Below are 18,469 nucleotides of genomic sequence, written 5' to 3' on the forward strand. Positions count from 1 at the left end.
CTTCAGCAAAAAATAGGCTTTCTTTGAAAGGACGTATATTGCTAACCGGTGCCAGCGGTTTTGTTGGGGCTGCTCTCTTGTCACAGCTTCGTAAAGAAGACTATACGGTCCTGCCAGTGTATCGCCGCAAGGTTGAGGGTGGTTTTGAGATCGGTGATCTGTCAAGCAATACAGATTGGGGTGATGCGCTGGTTGATATAGATACGGTCATTCACACTGCTGCGCGTGTCCATGTGATGGAAGAGACTTCGGCTGATCCCTTAGCCGAATTTCGGCGAGTGAATGTTGAGGGCACTATCAAGTTGGCACAGCAGGCGGCTTCAGCTGGTGTCAGACGCTTTATTTACCTTAGCTCCATTAAAGTTAATGGCGAGTCCACCGACAATCGTGCCCCATTTAGTGCGGATGAGCAGTGCGATCCCACCGACCCCTATGGGCTTTCAAAGAAGGAAGCTGAAGATGGGCTGCTCGAGTTGGCTGGCACTACTGGAATGGAAGTAGTTGTTATTCGCCCTCCTTTAGTCTACGGCCCCGGTGTAAAGGCGAATTTCCAATCGATGATGAGTTGGCTCATAAAGGGCGTTCCTTTGCCGTTGGGTGCAATCAACAATCGCCGTAGTTTAGTGTCTATCGGTAATCTAATAGACTTGATATGTGTATGTATTTGCCACCCAAATGCGGCAAATCAGGTGTTTCTTGTATCTGATGATATGGATATATCTGTCACAGATTTGTTGCGTGGCTTATCTCATGCTCTGGGGTGTAATACCCCGCTAATACCAGTTCCCCAGCTCGCGCTTACCAGTGCGCTAAAGCTGATAGGAAAGGGGGCTGTCGCTGAGCGTCTGTGCGGCTCCCTGCAGTTAGATATTGCTAAAACCAAAGAGCAGCTGGACTGGACTCCCCCAGTGGCCCTGGGGGAAGGGTTGGCCAACACGGCTCAGGCATATTGCCAGGCTAGGGCTCCAGAACCTGCTCAGAAGAGCACTTAGTTAGTAGTTTATCCCTACAGAGAGGGGGCTCTACCCCTCATAGTTTACAACCGCTGCGTAAAATCCAAGTAGATAGTTGGCTGGAACCTCAATAGTAGAGCTGTGTCCAGACTTTGCTCTCAATTTGAGTTTGAGCTTGTCCCGATTGCGCACTGAAGCCAGTATTTGCTCTTCGGTGAGTGCGATATCCAGAGCTTCTTCGAGCATACACTCATTGCCGCTGACACACTGAAGGACACTCTTGTTAATAGGAGCGGTTTCTACTGGCTGTCCACCACTTAATTCTGCAGATTCATAGTGACGCCACGCTCTGCGGTAAGTGATAAAGACCTGAAGGTGGTACTTGGTTGGCTCGTTGTCGGTAGGATCGAAGGCACGGAGATTATAATAGTAGAGGTTTAAGTCGGAGCCATCAGTAGTTGCTTGCAATTTTGGCCCCGAAAATTGGGTGCCGGAATTTTCTTTATCCGCTTGGATAGAGACTGCCTCCCGGACTTCCCCTGCTGTTCTTTGTGAAAGGTGAGTGACGGAGCTGCAGCCAGCTAACAAAATTACTGCCAGAGTAAGTGTGATTTTGGTCATGGGCCTTCCCTGTTTTCTTTACACTTCTTTTAGAGGGGGAGTATCGCATAGTTGGGGGGTGGCTGGAACTTTACCTCCATGCCGGCAATGAGCGTGGGGCCTTTGGTTTTCCTCAACCGGGCACAGTGGTTGAAATAGATTTCGCCTATGGCCGGGCGGATAAACCATTTATTCGCACGGTGTTATCGCATGGGGTAGGGCTCCCAGCGCTCGACCGTGAAGATTTAATTTGGCAGCAATGCGACTCTGTGCTGCAAAAGGTTGACGCCAGCGCAGAATGGAGTCGGGAAACGTACGGTGATATATGCGAGAAATCACTACGCAGAATTACAGAGGCTGCTGAAGTTAAAGCGAGCTGCGATAGCGAACACCGACAAGTGCGGGAACATTCCGTAGAATAGGTGGTGAACAAAATTATCGGCGGTACCGGCAAGAAGCAGGGAGCCGCTATCGTTAAGGGCTTTAAGCGGCTATTCGGTGAGGACTCACCGGAATTTGGAGCCCTGCGGCAGTCTGCCTTTATGAATATTTTCGGTCCAGCCTTTAAGGTGGCAGAAGATGGCAGTTTGCAATTATCCAAGGGTAATTATATTAACCGGCTATCCGACCAGCTAAAGAATAATGAGAGTAATCTGCGGGCATAGTTCAATGAGTCTGAGGTGGGCCGCTGGAATAAATTTGCCGGCGAGCTTCGAAAACTTCAGGAGGATGTGCGCAAGAAAAACTTCTCAGGTTCCGCGTACCACCTGGCCGGGCCGATGAGCGCACTGGTAGATAAGGTTGGCATTATTGCTCAATGGCTACCTTTTATGCGCGAGGGGGCAGAGAGTGTGAGCAAGAGTCGTCGTTGGCGAGACCTGAAAAAGAACGGCCTGGCTGAGGGTGATTTCACTGTATCCAATGATACCGCCACCTTGCTTGGTGTTTTACTGGGTGGTGCTCCGGTGCTCTCTGGAGTATCACCGGCACTGCTGTTAAGTGAGGATGATGAGCCTCGCAATCAGGGAGTCTTAGCTTTTAAATAACTTCCCCCTCCCCCAGTGCCAGTTAACCCACCTAAAGGTGCTCAACAGTCCCGTGCAGGTGTATGCGGATGATGATAATCCGGCTTGATAGGTCGGGGGCGGCCATCCTCGGCACAGCCGTTTACCGGCAGCCAACTTGGGCGGAGTAGTAGCAAAAATGATAAGTGGGCTGTATTGGGGAGCCAGGGGTTTCTAAAAGCTTAGAAGATGGGCGTTGGAAAACACCCTGAAGGCAGTATGTACTCTATAGTATTTGTCAGAGCTTTTTAAGTTATTGAAAAATATGGTTTTTCTTGGGTGGTATGGCTGTGATCAGTGACGATTGAATGCCGGGAAACTTGTATTATGTGGACTATATGCCACTTTATTTAGGGTAAAACCTAAAATTAGATTTTTACGTTGACTTACTCTAGGCAAGGCCTAAACTAAAGTATAAAATTTTACGTTTAGAACTATCCATATTATGCCCAGAATAAGACAGCCTCAATCCTTTGAGGAGCTATTCACTAAGTTTTCTGCCACAGATCTACTCCCCATGTTTAATAAGTATGGGGCAACTGATGCCGATGGTAATTACCTGCATTGGGACAAATTTAAATGGAGGGTAAATAAAGGTGATTCTGAGGAGCTGGCTTGGTTAACGACGAAGCTCGCAAGAAAGGGAATTTCTAAGGTGTTGCCAAACCTCGAAGCAGTTAATGGCAAAAATTTTAGTTATTGTATTCCAGATTCTCTCTTTGCCAAGTTGCATCATATAGACATGGAGACAGGAGCGGGTCGGTCTCTAGAAGATGATGTTTTTTTCAAGGGTCTTGAAAGAGATAAGTATTTAGTTAAAAGCTTGATGATGGAGGAGGCAATTACTTCTTCTCAGTTAGAGGGAGCCTCAACGACCCGTAAAGTCGCGAAAGAAATGCTTAAAAGCAATAGAAAGCCGGCGGACAAATCTGAACAGATGATTTTCAACAATTATTTGCTTATGAAAAGAGCCGTTGAAAAAAAGGATGAAGAGTTAAGTGTTGACTTAATTTTAGAGCTGCATGAAATTGCAACTTTTAATGCGATAGAGAATCAGGCTGTTCCTGGGGAAATAAGAAAGGATAACGATATAGAAATTAAGAATCTCTATGGTGAGGTGGCATTTAGACCGCCTTGCTATAAAACTATTAGGGATAGAATGGATGCCTTATGTGCTTTTGCAAATTTGGATACTGAATCTGGCAATAGTGATAAATTTATTCACCCTGTAGTAAAGGCAGCAATTTTGCATTTTATGATTGGGTTTATTCACCCATTTGGCGATGGAAATGGAAGAACTGCTCGCGCATTATTTTATTGGTATATGTTGAGGGCTGGTTATTGGCTTTTTGAGTACGTATCTATAAGTAAGCTTATTCAAGAGAAGAGGAGTCAGTATGATACCGCTTTTATATATACTGAAACTGATGATTTTGATCTCACATATTTTATTTATAATCAAGTCGACGTAATTGATAATGCTGTGATTGCTTTGCGAAACCATATAGAGAGCAAAAAGCAAGATTTTTATCATTTTATGGAATGGATAGATAGAAGCGAGTTGGCAAAAGGGTTGAAGCGTGGTGAACTAGAAATAGTTAAGGATGCCTTACAGAATCCAGGTAAGAGATTTACCGCTCAGAAAGTCGCAATAGATATTGGTGTTAATGAAAATACAGCGAGATCATATTTGAATACGCTAGTTGAAAAGAATCTTTTGGAGTCTACAAAAAAGAAAAATATAAAAACAATATTTTATATTGCCCCAGATGACGTAAGGGAAGTTTTGCATTTGTAGATGTTCTGGTTGGCGAATCAATAACTCATAGATTGAGGTAGATTACTTTATTGTTTAAGATTTATATGCGCTTATTTTCTTTACTTGCCCTCGCTGCGATACTAGGTGGCTGCTACGAACCCGAGCCCAGGGTCTATGATCGTCAACATTGGCTTTCCCGCTGGTCCGATGCCGATGATGATTGCCAGAATGTTCGCCATGAGCTACTTATCTGGCTCCGGTGACCTTTACCAGCGACAAGAGGTGCACGGTAGATACTGACCTCTGGTTGGACCCATACACCGGCCAATTTTTGAACCTGGCCTCTGACCTGGATGTTGAACACATCGTGCCGCTTTCATGGGCACGGTGGTGCCAACTGGACTGTAGAGCTAAAGCGTCAGTTTGCGGAAGACCCTGAAAATCTGTGGCTGGTCGATGATGGCCGCAACCAAAGTAAGGGCGACAAGGGCCCTGATGAATGGATGCCACCCTATGAGCCCGTCCAGGCAATCTATGTGCAGCGCTTTATGGCGATAGTGGAGAAGTACGGGCTGATTCTATCCGAAGATGAACTTCGACAAATAACTGTGTTGTTTTAGGGGGGCTGGGTAGAAGAGCTGGGTGTATGAGAAGTGCTATTGCTTGAGCGTCTCTGTTCCCATTTAGCTTCTAGTTTTCTTTTCTTGGCCATTCGTTGTTCACGAGCTATTCGTTGTTCAAGCTCTATTAGCTCCTTGTTTTCAGGAGTTAATAGCCGCCTCTCTTGTTCAGGAGTGGTAATCTCGATGAACTCGCCTTTACCGGCCAAGGTATATAGTTTTAATTTCCCGATGAGTTCATTTCTTAATCTCATCCTTGATTCAATCCGGTCAAGAAACGCCCTTCCTATAGAAACTTGGCTCCCCTTAGTGTCTCGTTCGATATGAGTGTAGCCACGGTCAGCCACAACAAACTCAGAGCTTTGGTCAATAATCATGCCATTATCTTTTAGGGCGTTTTGAAGCTGGATCAAAGCTGCTGTGCAGTTATTGCATGGGTTGCGGAGTGATATCAGGAAAAATTCTTTCAGCGTCATATTAATTTCTGCATTGCCCCTTTTGGTCAACTTAGGCTGAATTTTTTTATCGAAAAATTTTCAAAAATTCTTTATTAGATCAATCTCTGAGTGAGGACCACGGGTTATGAAAGGGGTCTTTGTTGTGCCCTCTTGAAAAATATAATTTTCATGTGCTTCCCAGAATCCTCTACAGTTAGGGTTGCTGGTATTGGCTTTTTGAGTAACCTCAAAAGATATCTTAAGTTGTGCGGTTTGCTGACAGCCGTCTAGACGATCAACACGAGCCCATTTCTTGAATTCTTCAAAAGACATTTCCTTGCTCCCTGCCGAAAATTTTATTCAAAATTGAGGCTATGTTTAGATTTTTAATTCGTCAATTGGCATTTAGGCTATTTAATATTCTGCAGAGCTAATTTTTTAAAAAAATATTTTAACAGTGAATCCTGAAGGTGAGATCCGGGTATTAAATAGGCAACCTTTATTATGTCTGATGTAAAGTAAGTGTTGGTGAGCCCTAAGGAGTGCTTCTTTAGTGCTAAGCTCGGCCAGTCAACCCGGTTGTCACCCTAGTATCTACCACTTCTGTATATCCTGACTTCCTTCACGCGCCAATGTGGGCGCCGTCTTCTTTTTGATATCGATACTGTATATGCATGCAGTATTTTGATAGATTGCCTCTGTGTCGATGGAAAGAAGGAGTTAAACCATGACATTCATAGAGGTTGAAGCCGAGATCCGTGCTTGCTTGAACACTATTGAGGTGACCGCAGACACTGCCGACCCAAAGCTTAGGGATATGTTAGAGCTCCAGGTGAACAATCTGGATGCGGCAACCAATGCCCTTGTAGATGAACTGAACACCCTCAATGAGAAACAGGCCCGACTGAAAGAGCTGCTGAAGTAACACTGCTGCGAGTCCCCCGTGACACAGTAAGGGCGTAACCGTTACGGACAAGCAAAAAATAAGTGGGGGACCAAGTGGAGCAGAAACAAAAAAGCCCTGAAAAATCAGGGCTTTCTGTATGAATAATGGCGGTGGGGCAGGGATTCGAACCCTGGGACCTGTTACAGTCAACGGTTTTCAAGACACCTGTTTAACTCTCCATTAGTTCTCAACATGCAGCTAAATGGTGTTATCTTACGTGAGGTTGCTCTTTATTGCCCTATATCCTTCAGCTGCGTTGAGACTTTGTTGAGACATTTCAGGTGTCGATTTTCAGTATTTTGGAGCACAGGCCGCATAGGCCATACTCATTCAAATCTAGAGGCTCATATAACTTCTCAAGCTCCTCCTTGATAATGCTTCTCTCAGTATCTTCAGAAAACCCTTGGGCAAGAATACTGGGCTTAAGGCCAGTGACTTGACACTGTTTGCATGAAACAATGAACCGCTTCCCACGTCCAAGCCATGTTTCAAGGGAGTATGATTTTCCACGTTTTAAATGTTTGCTATGAGACATATTGTGAATGGCTCTCATGCTTGTAGGGTTCAGTGGAAAACCAATGTAGTAGCAACATTATGTCACCTTTAGATAAATATTCTGAGTGTGAAGCAGTTTCGACAACCAAAGTCAACTAGCTGGGAGGGGGCGGGAAAATACTGTAAATTGATTGGAATAGTCATCATTAGCTTGCTATGCAGTAAGTCGAGTTTCTGATGAATTTAATGAATTCACCTAGTTCACTATCTCTAACGACAGGATCATATTCTAGCGAGGAGGTGCGAATTATAGAGGCTATTTTACGTGCTAGTTTCACTTTTGAAGGGGGAGCTTTTTCTACAAAATCTTCGAGCTTTTGATAACGGTCGGTCTCATTTTGTAGGCAATCATAGAATTGTTCAAGTGTGATAGTTGGGTCCTTGAATGATTGTAGTTCTAACAGGGCTTCGTAAATTAACTCAATCGGATATGCTTGTTCTAGATTGTAATTAAATGCAAACGTATGACTTTCAGGAAATTCAATATCACTATTATTAATATAGTCCTTGAAGCCATTTTGATTGCCTAGCTTTCCGTCCAGATCAGACTGGGCAAATACTTTATAACCTAGTTTTTGATAATGCTTAATTAAAGGTAGTAGCTTTTTCTTTTTTTGTTACCTTCTCCATCATAGTCCACTACATCAAAATTTCTATCTGGGTACAGTTCAGTGAGGAAGTTAAGCTCTGAAGCCCCTTCAGTCAGTATTACGATGCCGCGAGATTCTAGTTCATTAATATTTTTAGAATGTTCTAAGAATTGATCAGCGAAGCGTTTAATGTTGGCGACGCTGCCTATCACCCCTTTTGTAATATGTGCCCCATATATAGATTCAATAAAGCGAGGAATCTGGAAGTAACCAATATACAATTCAGCTTCAAAGGCGAATTGTGTTAAAGCAAAAAGAGAGTTAAGAATCTCAGTTTTTTTCGCTGGGTCTTTGTTTGAGTAAGTTTCATTTAGTTCTAAAAAATATTCTGGATAAAATTTTGTACCACCATGCATTTTTCATCTTTATCTTGATTTGCATAGGCACATATTTTATTTCGCCCGCATTTATCGCAGCTAATACATGCTATCCATTCATAAATAGCTACGTCTTTCAGTTGAATTAAATCTTTGTATGCAGGTACACGCTTATCTGTGTTAGGGTCTATTGAAGGGAAGTCAATAAACATATGGCCTTTCTCTTGTTTCTATATATTGTTGGTAGTATGAAATTTTTTCGCGGACTTAGTTAGAAAGATATTTCTTTATCTCTAATTGTCTTTTTTATTCATATACTAGGCCCGTTCATCACACTGTGCTCTTTCAAGAGTATTGAGTGCACTCTTCTCTACCGCATCCTCTAAATGCTCCGGCGACAAATGCGCATAGCGCATAGTCATCTCGATAGTGGAGTGGTCCAGAATCTTGTTTAGCTTGAGTAGATCGCCGCCATTGATCATGTAATGGCTTGCGAAGGTGTGGCGGAGGATGTGGGTTAGCTGGCCTTTGGGGAGTTTTAGCTTTGCTCTGGCCAGGGCTTCCTGGAAGGCGCGAAAGTTGGTGCCTACAAAGAGCCGGCCAGAAATGGGGCGCCCGCTCAGTATTTCTGATTCCAAATCGCGGCTGATAGGGATGCTGCGGTTCTTGCCGTTCTTGGTATCCACAAACTCAATCTTGCCATGGTGTACCCTTTCGGCTTCTAGGGTTTCAGCTTCAGACCAGCGGGCACCAGTAGCCAAACAGATACGGGTGATAGTTCTGACATTTGGGTTGCGGGCCTGGAGCAAGGCAGTATCCAGGGCCTTGAGCTGTTCGACGCTTAAAAAAGTGAGTGGTGGTTCGGCCACCCGAAGTTTGGGAACCCCTTTTAGTGGGTTGGGGTGTGTCCACTTTTTAATCGATATCAGGCGGTTGAACACCGCATTCAGATAGGTGTGCTCATGGTTAATGGTTCTGGAGCATGGCTGTCTCCCTTGCTCGTTGGGAGATTCCAGTCGCCGCTTGCGGTACAAAATCCAGTCTTCAGCGGTGAAATTGATAGCTTTTGGATCACCCAGCCACCTTGCTGTATTTTCCAGGTAATTTAGGCGCCCGGTGTGGTCCTTAAGTGTGTGGCCATGCAGTTCATACCATTCGTGAACCAACTGTGAAATGGTACGATTGTCTTTTTTTGGCGGAGACCACTCACCGCGATCTGCTGCGGCTTTTTGAGCGGTAAGCCACCTTTGGGCTTCACCTTTGGTATTGAAGGTTCGCTGTACCCTCTTACCACCGCGTCCTTCAGGTTGGCAATCCGCTTGCCATCGGCCATTAGCCTTCTTTTGTATCGCCATCCCTGAACGAATCCTCAGAAAAATATCCTTCTGGAACCAATCCCGCATCAATGCGGGCTGCGATAAATTTACACAATTTATTTTCGCTATTGCGTAGCCCATTCAGGTTCACAGGGCCTTCGTAGACAAACCATGGCAATAATTCTGGAAAGGCTAGGCCCATTGCCTCATAGCACTCTTCCGTGACTCGGTTTTTCTTGTATTCCATATTTTTTAAGTGAATCAGGTCGACCTTTAATAGTTCTGCAAACTCTTTCTGGGTTAACCCGGTCAATTCCCTGATCGCTCGTAATCGATCACCGGTCCTAAGTTTTGAAATCTTTTTCACTTGCTGACGCATGCCTCTCTATTCTCCTTTGTTGGACAAATAGTGCACCAAAAGGAGTTCTATCTACAAGAAAAGGTGTGATACAAGCCCTTTCAACAAAGAAAAACCCGCCAAAAGTGTAATAAAAGAACCTTAATGGGTAACAAAAGAATAAAAAAGGGTTGACATGACACTTCTCTATAGGTGTAAATATTACCTCATTGGTTCTCATATTACCCCAAAGGAGAGTAGAGGGAATGACTGAGCACGCAGTACCTTCAATCAAAACCCCGGTTTGCACCCAAGAGCAGTATGCAGTTGATGCCGGTCACACACTAAAAACGGTGCGCGCACAAGTAGATAGAGGCTATTTGCCAACTATCAAAATTGGACGCTATCGAATGATCAATCTGATGCAGCTATCGCGCATGTGCCTTGAAGCTGAACCAGCCCAACCAAAGAAGAAGTAGGTTTGGCTTATGGACTACAGCCAAATAAATAGCGAAGTGCTGCAAGCGCTGAAAAACGACCACAGTCTAAAGCTGAAGCAATCTGGGGTTGGTGATAAAGAGGTGCTGCGCGGCATTTGCCCAAGCTGTGAAAAGAAAACAGTTTGGATCAAAGTTGATAAACCTATCGCTTTGCGTTGTGACCGTGAGGATAAATGCGGATATGAAGAAAGGGTAAGGGATCGCTACCCGGACCTTTTCGAAAACTTCTCCAAGCGCTTTCCATCAAGCGACGAAGACCCCAAAGCTACGGCGCGAGCCTACTTATCTATTCAGCGCGGGTTTCCCGCTGCTGATATTGAAGACTGGTTTGAGCAGGGGTTTTACAAATTGCCGGATGGCTCCTGGGCGGAGACAGTACGCTTCCTTCTATTTGGAGGTGAGAAGGATTACTGGGAACGTATTGTTGATAAACAACATGTAAAAAAGGCGGGTAAAAAAGCCCGCTTTAAAACCGGTACTAGCTATGCCGGAAAGCACTGGGCACCACCTGGGCAAAAAATCAAACCCATGGAAAAAGTCTTCATTGTTGAAGGTATTTTCCACTGTATTGCGATGTACCTAAAAGGCTACAAAGCGGTTTGCGCGTTCTCCTGTTCCAATTTACCGAGAGAACTCATTAAGGAAAATAAAGGCCAGGGCATTATCTGGCACTTGGCATACGATGACGAACCCGGTGCGCGTAAGCATGTTGCTAAATACTACAAAGATCTCAAGGACCAGAAAGAAACTGTAGAAGTCGCGCAGACCGGCAGCTGTAAAGATTGGGATGATCTTTATAGAGATGGTTTGCTTAATGATGAAACCATTGAGAACTGTGTTTGGCGTGGTCGCGTTTTTGTGGCTGAAACGCCAAAGCGTAAAGCTTATGCGCAGTATGGGTGGAAGCCATTTGGCAAAACCATCATTGAGCATAACGATAGATTACATTCTGTAAAATTCTCCCTGGAAGACTTTAACAAAGCTAGTGAGGGAGAACCCTACAAGTGGGGCTTCTCCTGGGATGCTTTTAACCAGGCTGCCAAAGTAGAGCAAATTTCAAACTGCGTTCCTAAATTCCAGTACACGGAAATCGACCGCCTAACGAATGAGCGCCGCTACTTTTTTGCTATCAAGAAATCGGGCACCAAGCGCAGCTACCTTGGTGCATTTACTCCCAACGCACTATCCGACCCCCGCGCCTTTGGCCTTGCTCTGCTTTCGCATACAGACGGCGGCAGCTTTGAGGGCGGGGCAGGTGATTTAAAAATTCTCAAGTCTCGCTGGCTAGACGGCGAAGTTAACCGGGTAACTACCTTGCCGCACATGGGATTTGATGAAAATACCCGCACTTATATCTTTCCTGGTTTCGGCTATCAAAATGGCAAATTAATTACAGCCAATGAACACGGCTTTTTACAGCAAGGTGATACCGCCATTAAAACCACCCTGGAGGGAATGCCGGTTCATCAGAGTGATAAATTTGACGGAAGCTGGTGGCCGGATTTTGTAAAGGTATTTCACTTAAACGGTATCGCCGCTTTGGCTTACTTCACCGCCAGCCTGTTTGCCCGCCAGATCAAGGAAAAACACCAGGCGTTTCACTTTCTAGAAATTACCGGTGATCCCGATGCCGGTAAATCCACTCTAATCCGCTTTATCTGGAAATTACTTGGCCGAGATAATTACGAAGGTATAGACCTGCTAAGTACCTCAACGTCCAGCTACGGCCGAAACTTGGGCAAGGTTAGTAACCTTCCGGTTGTGGTCATTGAAAGTGACAGAGAAACCAGCGGCGATACAGGGGGCCGTGCTTCAAAATCTTTTAATTGGGATATTTTCAAAAAGGTTTATGACTTAGATGGTGTTATTGACTCAAAGGGGGTGAAGACCAACGACAATAAAACTCATGATCGGATCTTTCGCGGCAGTTTGGTGATTAGCCAGAACGCCACGGTCCAGGCATCAGCGGCCACGCTTTCACGTATTGTTCATCTTCACTGCACCACTGCCCACAAGCGCGCAGAAAATCGCCCCCTGGCAGATCGACTCAAACGCGAGCCGGTAGAGAACATGGCGGGGTATCTTCACCAAGTGCTTACCCATGAGACAGAGTGGCTATCTCACTTCTTTAATGCCTTTGAAAGCCACCGGGCAACCTTAACCACTGATGACGGTATTAGCCAAGGCCGGATTATCGATTGTCATGCCCAGCTAATGGCAGCGGTAGAAGCCCTGCAAGTCATCTTGCCGGATTTTGACACATCCCTAATTAACAAGGTGCAAGAACACTTAGTGGAGCGCGCACAGGACAGGCAGCGCCGTTTAAACAAGGACCATCCGATCATTGAGCAGTTCTGGGATACCTACCACTTTATTAACGATCAGGTGGTTTATGTCGAGGACGAGCAAGGGAAGCGGCACGTAAACACTGATCGCCTGAACCACAGCATCGATCCCGCCTTAATCGCAATCAACCTCAACGAGTACATGGAACTCTGCCGCAAACGCGGCCAGGAGCTGGTGCCTGTCGCGGAACTAAAGCAGCTGTTCTCTACCAGCCAGCGCTATCCGCTGGATGGCTACAAGCGGGTCCGGTCGAAGCGAGAAGAGAAAACTAGGCCCTGGTGCTGGGTATTCAAAAGAACCGGCGGAAGTGGTCGCTGATTCTCCAGTTTGTATTTTTTTTGAGCCTGTTCGGCGGGGTGAGAAATAGGGGGAGAGGGTTGAGAAAAGGCGGGACAGAGCGGGACAGGGGAATTTAAGAGAAAAAAGTTTATATAAATCAATAAGTTAATGGAGTAATGACAGTGGGACAATTTCGGGACATTGATGGGACAACACGGGACATGGCGTTTGGGACAAGTTACCAATCTGTCCCAAATTTTGGTAACAGCCCAAATGCCGGCAAAGCCAGTAGCCACGGGGCCCACAGCGAATCGGGGTGTGGCGTGTCCCATCTTGTCCCAAAAAAATGGGACAGGGTAGATGCTCTACAGACCGCATAAAACCTCACTTCCAGAATGAAATAAACGCATTGTCCCGTTGTCCCGGCTTTTTTCACCCCCTCCGCGCATTTATCAGTAAAGGGGGCGCCTGATGAGCAACCGACACCAAGACGCAGTGCCAGGCATTAGCGCCAGCTCGACAGCTGCAACGAAGGGGGCTGGGTTCCCCCTCTGATTGCCGGAGCCACCGACTCCAGCAGCGAGGATCACCGCCGCAACTGCTTGGCCTGGTACCTGTTTCGCACAAAGACCCGTTCAGAAATCTTGGCGTGGCTGGATCAACAAAATTCACGATTTAAGGCTGATATGCGCGCTCGCCTCAACACCCTGCGGGGAGAAGTGCGGCAGATGCGCGAGCAAGTACAGGAGGAGGGATAAGTCATGGAACGCCAGCGCAGCCTGCGGTTAATCCAGGGGGAAATCACTGAAGCCCATGTGTTCAACGCCTACCAGCGAAACAGCTCAGTAAATACCGCCGTTACCTGGGAAGAGGTACTGCACAGCCCCGCGCTGTTTCACTGCCTGGCATTGGAAGCGAAATACACCTACCGGGGACAAGCACCTCGGGAATTTACAAAAAGCAAAAAACAGGAAAACGCAATGCGACACACAACCGTACTTGATGCCGCGCAAGTGGCGCAGATAAAACTGGCTTTGATGCTTTGCCGAGAGCGTATCAATTGTCCCAATACCACCACGGTCAAACAGGGCGAAGCCAGTCAGGAATTACAAAGCGCCCTGGATATATTCAGAGCACACGACCAACGCAATGGAGAAATAAAGGGAGTTACCCATGTTTGAAATTAATATCGCCATGTCAGAGGACACCGCCCAAATTATCTATGCACTGAAACAGCGCAGGGATTTGCTGATCCGTTTGATCAAACACTCTGAAGAAATTGGAGCGACCCACCGCATAGACCCCTATGTCGAAGAACTCAGTGAAATAGAAGTGAAGCTGATTTCATTCAGGGTCGAACTCCTATCAATGGGTAAGTATGTCGAAGAGAGTTCTGCATCCTATCAGCTGGCCAGTAAAACACTGGTTTTACACTAAAGGAAATAGACCATGACAACGCAACTATTTGCAGCGATCCGAGAGAACTCTAAATATTTCTCACAAAATCCGCCGCCACATCAAATGCCATTTCCGGTACGGGTAATTAATACCTCGGACGCTTATCGAGTAATGGGGAATAGTGACAGATATCGTCTTGATGATGTTTATCTTTTCGTAAAAGCCGGTCATCAATACCGTCAAATCAACAGTTAGTGATTACCAATCCTTATCGGAGACACATAATGTTAATTGCAGAAATTAGCCATGAAACATATTTGATAAAAGATTCTAAAGATGCTGAAGCATTGTTGAGAGTTTTTGAACGAGCCAAGAAAATTTCTCCTACCTTTGTAGATGGAGAATGTTATTACTCAGAAAGTCAGGGTCGAATAAGGGTAGAAATTTCAATTTCAAATAAAGAAATATTATCCCAAGATGGCATAGAAAAGCTTCGTGAAGAAAAAAATCAGAAGGGAGAGCAATCAGCAGAGGAGTCCCCATGAATTTCTGGAAATATACAACCGGGCTTGCCGCGCTGATCTTTTGCGGCACTTCCGTTGTGTTCACGGTGGGGCTGTGGATTTCCATCCCTTCTGCGGAAGGACAGCCGCTAGTGTGGGGGCTGACTGCGGGTGGCATAGTGGCGGGACTAACCGCCACCGCCCTGGAGCTTTGTAAATTCTCATTTGCCCCCCTAGGACTATGGCTGAGAAGTAAGGGCCGCCCTATCGGTAATGTACTCCTAACATTATGGCCATTCTTAGTGTTAATCAGTATTGCTGCCACCGTTGGTTTTTTAGAAAGCCATACGGCTGAACAGAAACAGCTAAACACAAGAAATAGCCTGGAGTATCAAACGATGCAACAGCAGCTTTCCAGCCTTGAACAGCAGATTAACAATCTAAACGGAATCATTGCTACTGATGCTGCCAATAATTACCGCAAAAGAGCGATTAAAACGGCGGAACAGCTGGAAAATCTGGAGCAAAGAAGAAGTGAGGCTATAGCCCAGCTGAAAGCTATTCAGGGAAGCGGTTCTGACAGCGCCCAAGCGGCATTCTCAGGCTTGGCACTACTAACCCATACGGACCCACAAAAGCTACAGTACAGCGCCTTCTTGGCGCTGGCTGTAATCACCGATCTTGTCGGGCTTGTCGCGCTACTGGCTTTTAACAGCGCTTTAACGGTGGTTAGTGATGATGCCGATAAGCCAGAGACATCAACAGAAGATCAACAATCAGACCCAAATGATTGTGAAATATCAACAGAGTCAGCAACGGCCTGTGACAATGGCTTAAACGAGATGCAAAAATCATTGGCGGAACGTATTGCCGCCGGGGAGTTTGGTCCAAAGCCAGTACTGCGCAATATCAACCGTGAGGTGAAGGGCGGAAATAATGTGGTACAGCCGGTCTTTGAATATCTGGAAAAGCAAGGTGTATTAGAGCGTGCAGGGCGTGGCTTTGCACTGATTACAAATTAAGGGGAGAGTAGAAAGATCATGGATAACGCTATTACTTTGGAAATGCTGACAAAAAGATTGGGTACTATCTTACGAGAGCTGGACGAATCAGAACAGCAAAATCAAATCTCTATCATGTTTTGGGGTGTTCCTTTGCCTTTAACCAAGGATAACTTTGAAATTGAAGATGGCGGCACTTTCAGTTTCCATATAGACCATAAAAATATTCCTACAGATAAGAATTCAAAAGATATAGAGGGAGTTAAAGAATTTAATCGATTGCTAAAGGAAGTCCACAAGGAAAAATTTGATCAAGAACTAGAAAATATGGGGTTGAAACATCAGAATGAAATGATGGAAATAAAGGTTCATCTTTTGGAGTGGCTGCTAAATAGGGCAGTACAAGAGGGCGGCTCTCCAGAAACGTCAAAACTGATTGCCCACTGTGAACGAGAGCTTACGGAATGGCGGTATGGATTTGAAGGTGAAAGGTTTAAAGGTATGAATGGCGGCCCCTATGTTCGCTGGGATCATATTAAAAGTATTCTTGCTGCGGCCCCCAACACTTTAAACCGTTAATAAAATTGCCAATGATAAGGGCTAACATGTTTTAGCCCTTACTTCTATCAATATCAGCCACCATTTTTAAGTGCTTCAAAACCAAGTCCCGATATTCTGGACTGAGCTTGGAAAAGGTCTCCACATAACTTTCACACTCCTTCCGCCTCTTCCGTTCCTCGCGCTGCTTCGGTTTTTCTATCTGAAATACCGAATCTATAGCTACTCCCAGTTCCTTACACCAAACCGGTAGCAGCTCCACCGGGATTGTCTGCTGGCCCGTTTCCATTTTCGACAAAGTATATGCAGGGATTTTTATTCGCTTTGCCATATCAAGAGCGGTGATTTCAGCATCGAGACGGTATATCCGCAATTGGTTTGCAATGGAGATCTTCCGGCGTTGTAGGTCGGATTGCTTGCTTTTGGTCAACTTCTGTACACCATATTTAAACCGCAAATTGGTTACAGAGTGTGCAAATTATAGGGAAAATTGCGATATTCGCAATTTGTTTCCATATAGTGTTGCGGTATTCGCAACAAATAAATTTGAGTTTGCTCGCTAATAATTTTGGTGGTACAAAGTTCTCGAAAATTACTTAAACAAGGAATTTTCTTTCGGGTAAATTTGGAAGTGTTTAGTTTTTAGAAGGAGTTTAAATTGAAGACTGATATGGCCAAAGACAACGTGGTACAGCTGCCGACTTCTGTGTTGATGCGCTTAGAGAGGGGGCGTTTAAACTTTGTTGATCAGATTTCTGATATTCGTTTAGCACTTGAGGTATTTGGAGGGGAGGCATCACCCGGGGCTCGTGTGGCAATACTAAATTTAGTTGATAAAGAGTTAACACGGATACTGGAGCAGCTTGACCGCGATATAAAATGCTTGCCGGGTCCTATGGACCCGGAACCTAACTAGCAGTTATCAGCTAACCGAAATATATTTTCGCGCTCTGCTGTAGGCATGGTTTTTAATATATCAACCAGCAGGGCGCGCCTATCATGGACTGAAGGTGATATTGAATGTTTAAAGCTAAGGTCCATTACGAAAGTATGGCCGCAATGTTCGATGTTCTTACAAGCGCAATAAAGTTGTGAGAGTTTAGGGTCCACTTCATTCCGACTTGTAATTACCGATTTGCTACCACATTTTATGCAATTAATTTGCATGTCTTCCCCGCAGTCATCGATAAAATCTGTATCCATTTTACTATCTTGATGCTATATGTACATTAAAAGGTGTATATATAGCACCTTTTAAATTTTGAATTTACACAAAGTTTGGGCTATCAAACCCAATCCGCTTGCTCTTCGGTAGCCACTCATTCAACTGCAAAAAAACGTCTTGCATAGGCACAACCTCATTTTCAAAATAGACGCGGGTGATCTTCTCTATATCCCCAAACCCCCCGCTATTTTCCGGCATGACTCCAGCCAGCGCGGGCTGAATTCGCCACATACTTAGAATATCGTTCCGCGTTAGGTTCTTGATTCGCTCGAACTCATCTTTGGTGGCAATGTCACCTACAGGAATAATTTGAACGCTCTTCTCTTTGCCGTTGGGAATATTCAGGAACATTGAACGGAAGTTGCCCACCCCTTTACTACTTTTTATTTGCTCCTTGATAGCCGCCTCATCCTCTGGGCTAAGGTGTGCGTCTGCGGTATAGAAGATGTAGCCCATGTGGGCGCCGTTGTTGTAATAGCGACGCCTGAAGAGCGTGCTGTCTTCATTTAGCAAAACTGATTGAACGCCGCCTAGATATTGTGGCCTACCGTAGATTTGCTGTGCGGGGTCATACTCCTTCAGCTGTACAACCTCCCCAGGCTCATAGACAACCGGGTCAGCGCCATTTGGCTGCAACATGCAAAAGCGGTCAGACTCTTTCATTCTTCGCATATTCACGCCCGGCAAGTGCTCTAAGCGTAGAAGATGGTCAAAGGTGTTGTACTTCTTCTTGAAATAGCAGTGCCCTAACACCTCATAGTCAAACCCAGCTTTAGCGAGACATTCCGTGCGAACCCCGCCACCTGGTTTGAACCATTTGCGCAACTGGTTGCGCTTGAAGTAGGGGATAGTCCCGTGGTGGGCATTGGCTCCTAGAAGATTGATCAACCCGGTTTGGCTTACTGGGGGCACATAGTAGTCACCACCAGGTTGTAGGAATGTGCCGAGATAATCCCCAAGATTGCCATTCAAGACCGGCTCAGGATCACCAAAGCTAAACATTGTGGGGCCGCTATCTGCGGGGGTTGCCTTCATGTTCTCAGAACTGGCTTTTGCCTTTGCTTTAAAGCGGTTTCTCTTGCGTCCCATTAATTACTCTCTCTAG

General features: G+C 45.5%; 28 protein-coding genes. 18 read left to right on the forward strand and 10 right to left on the reverse strand.

The genetic code is table 11. The features are described from left to right. The first annotated feature begins 23 nt into the window (after nucleotides 1-23). Complete coding sequence (locus P0078_RS24235) at nucleotides 24-992, forward strand: UDP-glucose 4-epimerase family protein (RefSeq protein ID WP_282932413.1); 969 nt, start codon at nucleotides 24-26, stop codon at nucleotides 990-992. A 30-nt stretch (nucleotides 993-1,022) separates the two neighbouring features. Here the strand turns inward: P0078_RS24235 and P0078_RS24240 are convergent, their stop codons facing one another. Then, nucleotides 1,023-1,574, reverse strand: coding sequence for a hypothetical protein (locus P0078_RS24240; RefSeq protein WP_282932414.1), 552 nt, complete (start codon nucleotides 1,572-1,574; stop codon nucleotides 1,023-1,025). A gap of 125 nt (nucleotides 1,575-1,699) precedes the next feature. Between P0078_RS24240 and P0078_RS24245 the strand changes: the two genes are divergently transcribed. The 6 genes from P0078_RS24245 (at nucleotide 1,700) to P0078_RS24270 (ending at nucleotide 4,996) form a co-directional block, all read left to right on the forward strand. Then, nucleotides 1,700-1,975, forward strand: a complete 276-nt coding sequence (locus P0078_RS24245; protein ID WP_282932415.1) for a hypothetical protein — start codon at nucleotides 1,700-1,702, stop codon at nucleotides 1,973-1,975. A gap of 3 nt (nucleotides 1,976-1,978) precedes the next feature. After that, a complete protein-coding gene (locus P0078_RS24250) occupies nucleotides 1,979-2,218 on the forward strand; it encodes a hypothetical protein (protein ID WP_282932416.1) in 240 nt (79 codons plus the stop codon). A 15-nt stretch (nucleotides 2,219-2,233) separates the two neighbouring features. Beyond that, nucleotides 2,234-2,599 carry a hypothetical protein gene (locus P0078_RS24255; RefSeq protein ID WP_282932417.1) on the forward strand — a complete coding sequence of 122 codons (366 nt, stop codon included), beginning with the start codon at nucleotides 2,234-2,236 and terminating at the stop codon, nucleotides 2,597-2,599. A gap of 535 nt (nucleotides 2,600-3,134) precedes the next feature. Next, nucleotides 3,135-4,415 carry a Fic family protein gene (locus P0078_RS24260; protein WP_282932418.1) on the forward strand — a complete coding sequence of 427 codons (1,281 nt, stop codon included), beginning with the start codon at nucleotides 3,135-3,137 and terminating at the stop codon, nucleotides 4,413-4,415. A gap of 50 nt (nucleotides 4,416-4,465) precedes the next feature. Further along, nucleotides 4,466-4,639, forward strand: coding sequence for a hypothetical protein (locus P0078_RS24265; RefSeq protein ID WP_282932419.1), 174 nt, complete (start codon nucleotides 4,466-4,468; stop codon nucleotides 4,637-4,639). Nucleotides 4,640-4,729: 90 nt separating this feature from the next. After that, nucleotides 4,730-4,996: an HNH endonuclease gene (locus P0078_RS24270; RefSeq protein WP_282932420.1), complete on the forward strand. Its 267-nt coding sequence runs from the start codon at nucleotides 4,730-4,732 to the stop codon at nucleotides 4,994-4,996. On the opposite strand, the gene P0078_RS24275 is transcribed toward P0078_RS24270, so the two are convergent. Both P0078_RS24275 and P0078_RS24280 read right to left on the reverse strand, forming a co-directional pair. Then, nucleotides 4,993-5,472 carry a hypothetical protein gene (locus tag P0078_RS24275; RefSeq protein ID WP_282932421.1) on the reverse strand — a complete coding sequence of 160 codons (480 nt, stop codon included), beginning with the start codon at nucleotides 5,470-5,472 and terminating at the stop codon, nucleotides 4,993-4,995. The genes P0078_RS24270 and P0078_RS24275 overlap by 4 nt on opposite strands. A gap of 60 nt (nucleotides 5,473-5,532) precedes the next feature. Next, the gene (locus tag P0078_RS24280; protein ID WP_282932422.1) at nucleotides 5,533-5,766 is read right to left on the reverse strand and encodes a hypothetical protein; all 234 of its coding nucleotides are present in this window, start codon (nucleotides 5,764-5,766) and stop codon (nucleotides 5,533-5,535) included. A 394-nt stretch (nucleotides 5,767-6,160) separates the two neighbouring features. Here P0078_RS24280 and P0078_RS24285 point away from each other — a divergent pair, with 394 nt between their 5' ends. Continuing rightward, nucleotides 6,161-6,358: a hypothetical protein gene (locus P0078_RS24285; RefSeq protein WP_282932423.1), complete on the forward strand. Its 198-nt coding sequence runs from the start codon at nucleotides 6,161-6,163 to the stop codon at nucleotides 6,356-6,358. A 1,165-nt stretch (nucleotides 6,359-7,523) separates the two neighbouring features. Here P0078_RS24285 and P0078_RS24290 read toward each other — a convergent pair. The 4 genes from P0078_RS24290 to P0078_RS24305 all read right to left on the reverse strand — a co-directional run bounded on the left by P0078_RS24290 (nucleotide 7,524) and on the right by P0078_RS24305 (nucleotide 9,596). Continuing rightward, nucleotides 7,524-7,940, reverse strand: coding sequence for a G protein-coupled receptor family protein (locus tag P0078_RS24290; RefSeq protein WP_282932424.1), 417 nt, complete (start codon nucleotides 7,938-7,940; stop codon nucleotides 7,524-7,526). Beyond that, nucleotides 7,901-8,113, reverse strand: a complete 213-nt coding sequence (locus P0078_RS24295) for a hypothetical protein (protein ID WP_282932425.1) — start codon at nucleotides 8,111-8,113, stop codon at nucleotides 7,901-7,903. Before P0078_RS24295 ends, P0078_RS24290 begins: the two co-directional genes overlap by 40 nt. A gap of 105 nt (nucleotides 8,114-8,218) precedes the next feature. Then, on the reverse strand, nucleotides 8,219-9,256 hold the full coding sequence (locus tag P0078_RS24300) for a phage integrase (protein WP_282932426.1): 1,038 nt from the start codon (nucleotides 9,254-9,256) through the stop codon (nucleotides 8,219-8,221). Beyond that, nucleotides 9,234-9,596, reverse strand: coding sequence for a helix-turn-helix domain-containing protein (locus P0078_RS24305; protein WP_282932427.1), 363 nt, complete (start codon nucleotides 9,594-9,596; stop codon nucleotides 9,234-9,236). Before P0078_RS24305 ends, P0078_RS24300 begins: the two co-directional genes overlap by 23 nt. A gap of 224 nt (nucleotides 9,597-9,820) precedes the next feature. Between P0078_RS24305 and P0078_RS24310 the strand changes: the two genes are divergently transcribed. The 9 genes from P0078_RS24310 (at nucleotide 9,821) to P0078_RS24350 (ending at nucleotide 16,160) form a co-directional block, all read left to right on the forward strand. Next, complete coding sequence (locus P0078_RS24310) at nucleotides 9,821-10,033, forward strand: hypothetical protein (protein ID WP_282932428.1); 213 nt, start codon at nucleotides 9,821-9,823, stop codon at nucleotides 10,031-10,033. Nucleotides 10,034-10,042: 9 nt separating this feature from the next. After that, complete coding sequence (locus tag P0078_RS24315) at nucleotides 10,043-12,718, forward strand: hypothetical protein (RefSeq protein WP_282932429.1); 2,676 nt, start codon at nucleotides 10,043-10,045, stop codon at nucleotides 12,716-12,718. A 563-nt stretch (nucleotides 12,719-13,281) separates the two neighbouring features. Continuing rightward, nucleotides 13,282-13,437 (forward strand): hypothetical protein, encoded by a 156-nt coding sequence (locus P0078_RS24320; protein ID WP_282932430.1) that lies wholly within the window; start codon nucleotides 13,282-13,284, stop codon nucleotides 13,435-13,437. Between the two features lie 3 nt (nucleotides 13,438-13,440). Further along, a complete protein-coding gene (locus P0078_RS24325; protein ID WP_282930721.1) occupies nucleotides 13,441-13,860 on the forward strand; it encodes a hypothetical protein in 420 nt (139 codons plus the stop codon). Beyond that, nucleotides 13,853-14,116: a hypothetical protein gene (locus tag P0078_RS24330; protein WP_282932431.1), complete on the forward strand. Its 264-nt coding sequence runs from the start codon at nucleotides 13,853-13,855 to the stop codon at nucleotides 14,114-14,116. The genes P0078_RS24325 and P0078_RS24330 overlap by 8 nt, the downstream gene beginning before the upstream one ends. Before the next feature lie 12 nt (nucleotides 14,117-14,128). Further along, nucleotides 14,129-14,332: a hypothetical protein gene (locus P0078_RS24335; RefSeq protein ID WP_282932432.1), complete on the forward strand. Its 204-nt coding sequence runs from the start codon at nucleotides 14,129-14,131 to the stop codon at nucleotides 14,330-14,332. Nucleotides 14,333-14,361: 29 nt separating this feature from the next. After that, nucleotides 14,362-14,622, forward strand: a complete 261-nt coding sequence (locus P0078_RS24340) for a hypothetical protein (RefSeq protein WP_282932433.1) — start codon at nucleotides 14,362-14,364, stop codon at nucleotides 14,620-14,622. After that, the gene (locus P0078_RS24345; protein ID WP_282932434.1) at nucleotides 14,619-15,602 is read left to right on the forward strand and encodes a hypothetical protein; all 984 of its coding nucleotides are present in this window, start codon (nucleotides 14,619-14,621) and stop codon (nucleotides 15,600-15,602) included. The genes P0078_RS24340 and P0078_RS24345 overlap by 4 nt, the downstream gene beginning before the upstream one ends. A gap of 18 nt (nucleotides 15,603-15,620) precedes the next feature. Then, nucleotides 15,621-16,160, forward strand: a complete 540-nt coding sequence (locus P0078_RS24350; RefSeq protein WP_282932435.1) for a hypothetical protein — start codon at nucleotides 15,621-15,623, stop codon at nucleotides 16,158-16,160. A gap of 31 nt (nucleotides 16,161-16,191) precedes the next feature. Here P0078_RS24350 and P0078_RS24355 read toward each other — a convergent pair whose 3' ends face one another. Then, nucleotides 16,192-16,569 (reverse strand): helix-turn-helix domain-containing protein, encoded by a 378-nt coding sequence (locus tag P0078_RS24355; RefSeq protein ID WP_282932436.1) that lies wholly within the window; start codon nucleotides 16,567-16,569, stop codon nucleotides 16,192-16,194. A 228-nt stretch (nucleotides 16,570-16,797) separates the two neighbouring features. Here P0078_RS24355 and P0078_RS24360 point away from each other — a divergent pair, with 228 nt between their 5' ends. Continuing rightward, on the forward strand, nucleotides 16,798-17,055 hold the full coding sequence (locus tag P0078_RS24360) for a hypothetical protein (protein ID WP_282932437.1): 258 nt from the start codon (nucleotides 16,798-16,800) through the stop codon (nucleotides 17,053-17,055). On the opposite strand, the gene P0078_RS24740 is transcribed toward P0078_RS24360, so the two are convergent. Further along, nucleotides 17,052-17,342: an ogr/Delta-like zinc finger family protein gene (locus P0078_RS24740; RefSeq protein ID WP_353057029.1), complete on the reverse strand. Its 291-nt coding sequence runs from the start codon at nucleotides 17,340-17,342 to the stop codon at nucleotides 17,052-17,054. The genes P0078_RS24360 and P0078_RS24740 overlap by 4 nt on opposite strands. 64 nt (nucleotides 17,343-17,406) lie before the next feature. Then, the gene (locus tag P0078_RS24365; protein WP_282932438.1) at nucleotides 17,407-18,453 is read right to left on the reverse strand and encodes a phage portal protein; all 1,047 of its coding nucleotides are present in this window, start codon (nucleotides 18,451-18,453) and stop codon (nucleotides 17,407-17,409) included. Between the last annotated feature and the right edge of the window lie 16 nt (nucleotides 18,454-18,469).

Source organism: Microbulbifer sp. VAAF005 (assembly GCF_030012985.1).
Classification (GTDB): domain Bacteria; phylum Pseudomonadota; class Gammaproteobacteria; order Pseudomonadales; family Cellvibrionaceae; genus Microbulbifer.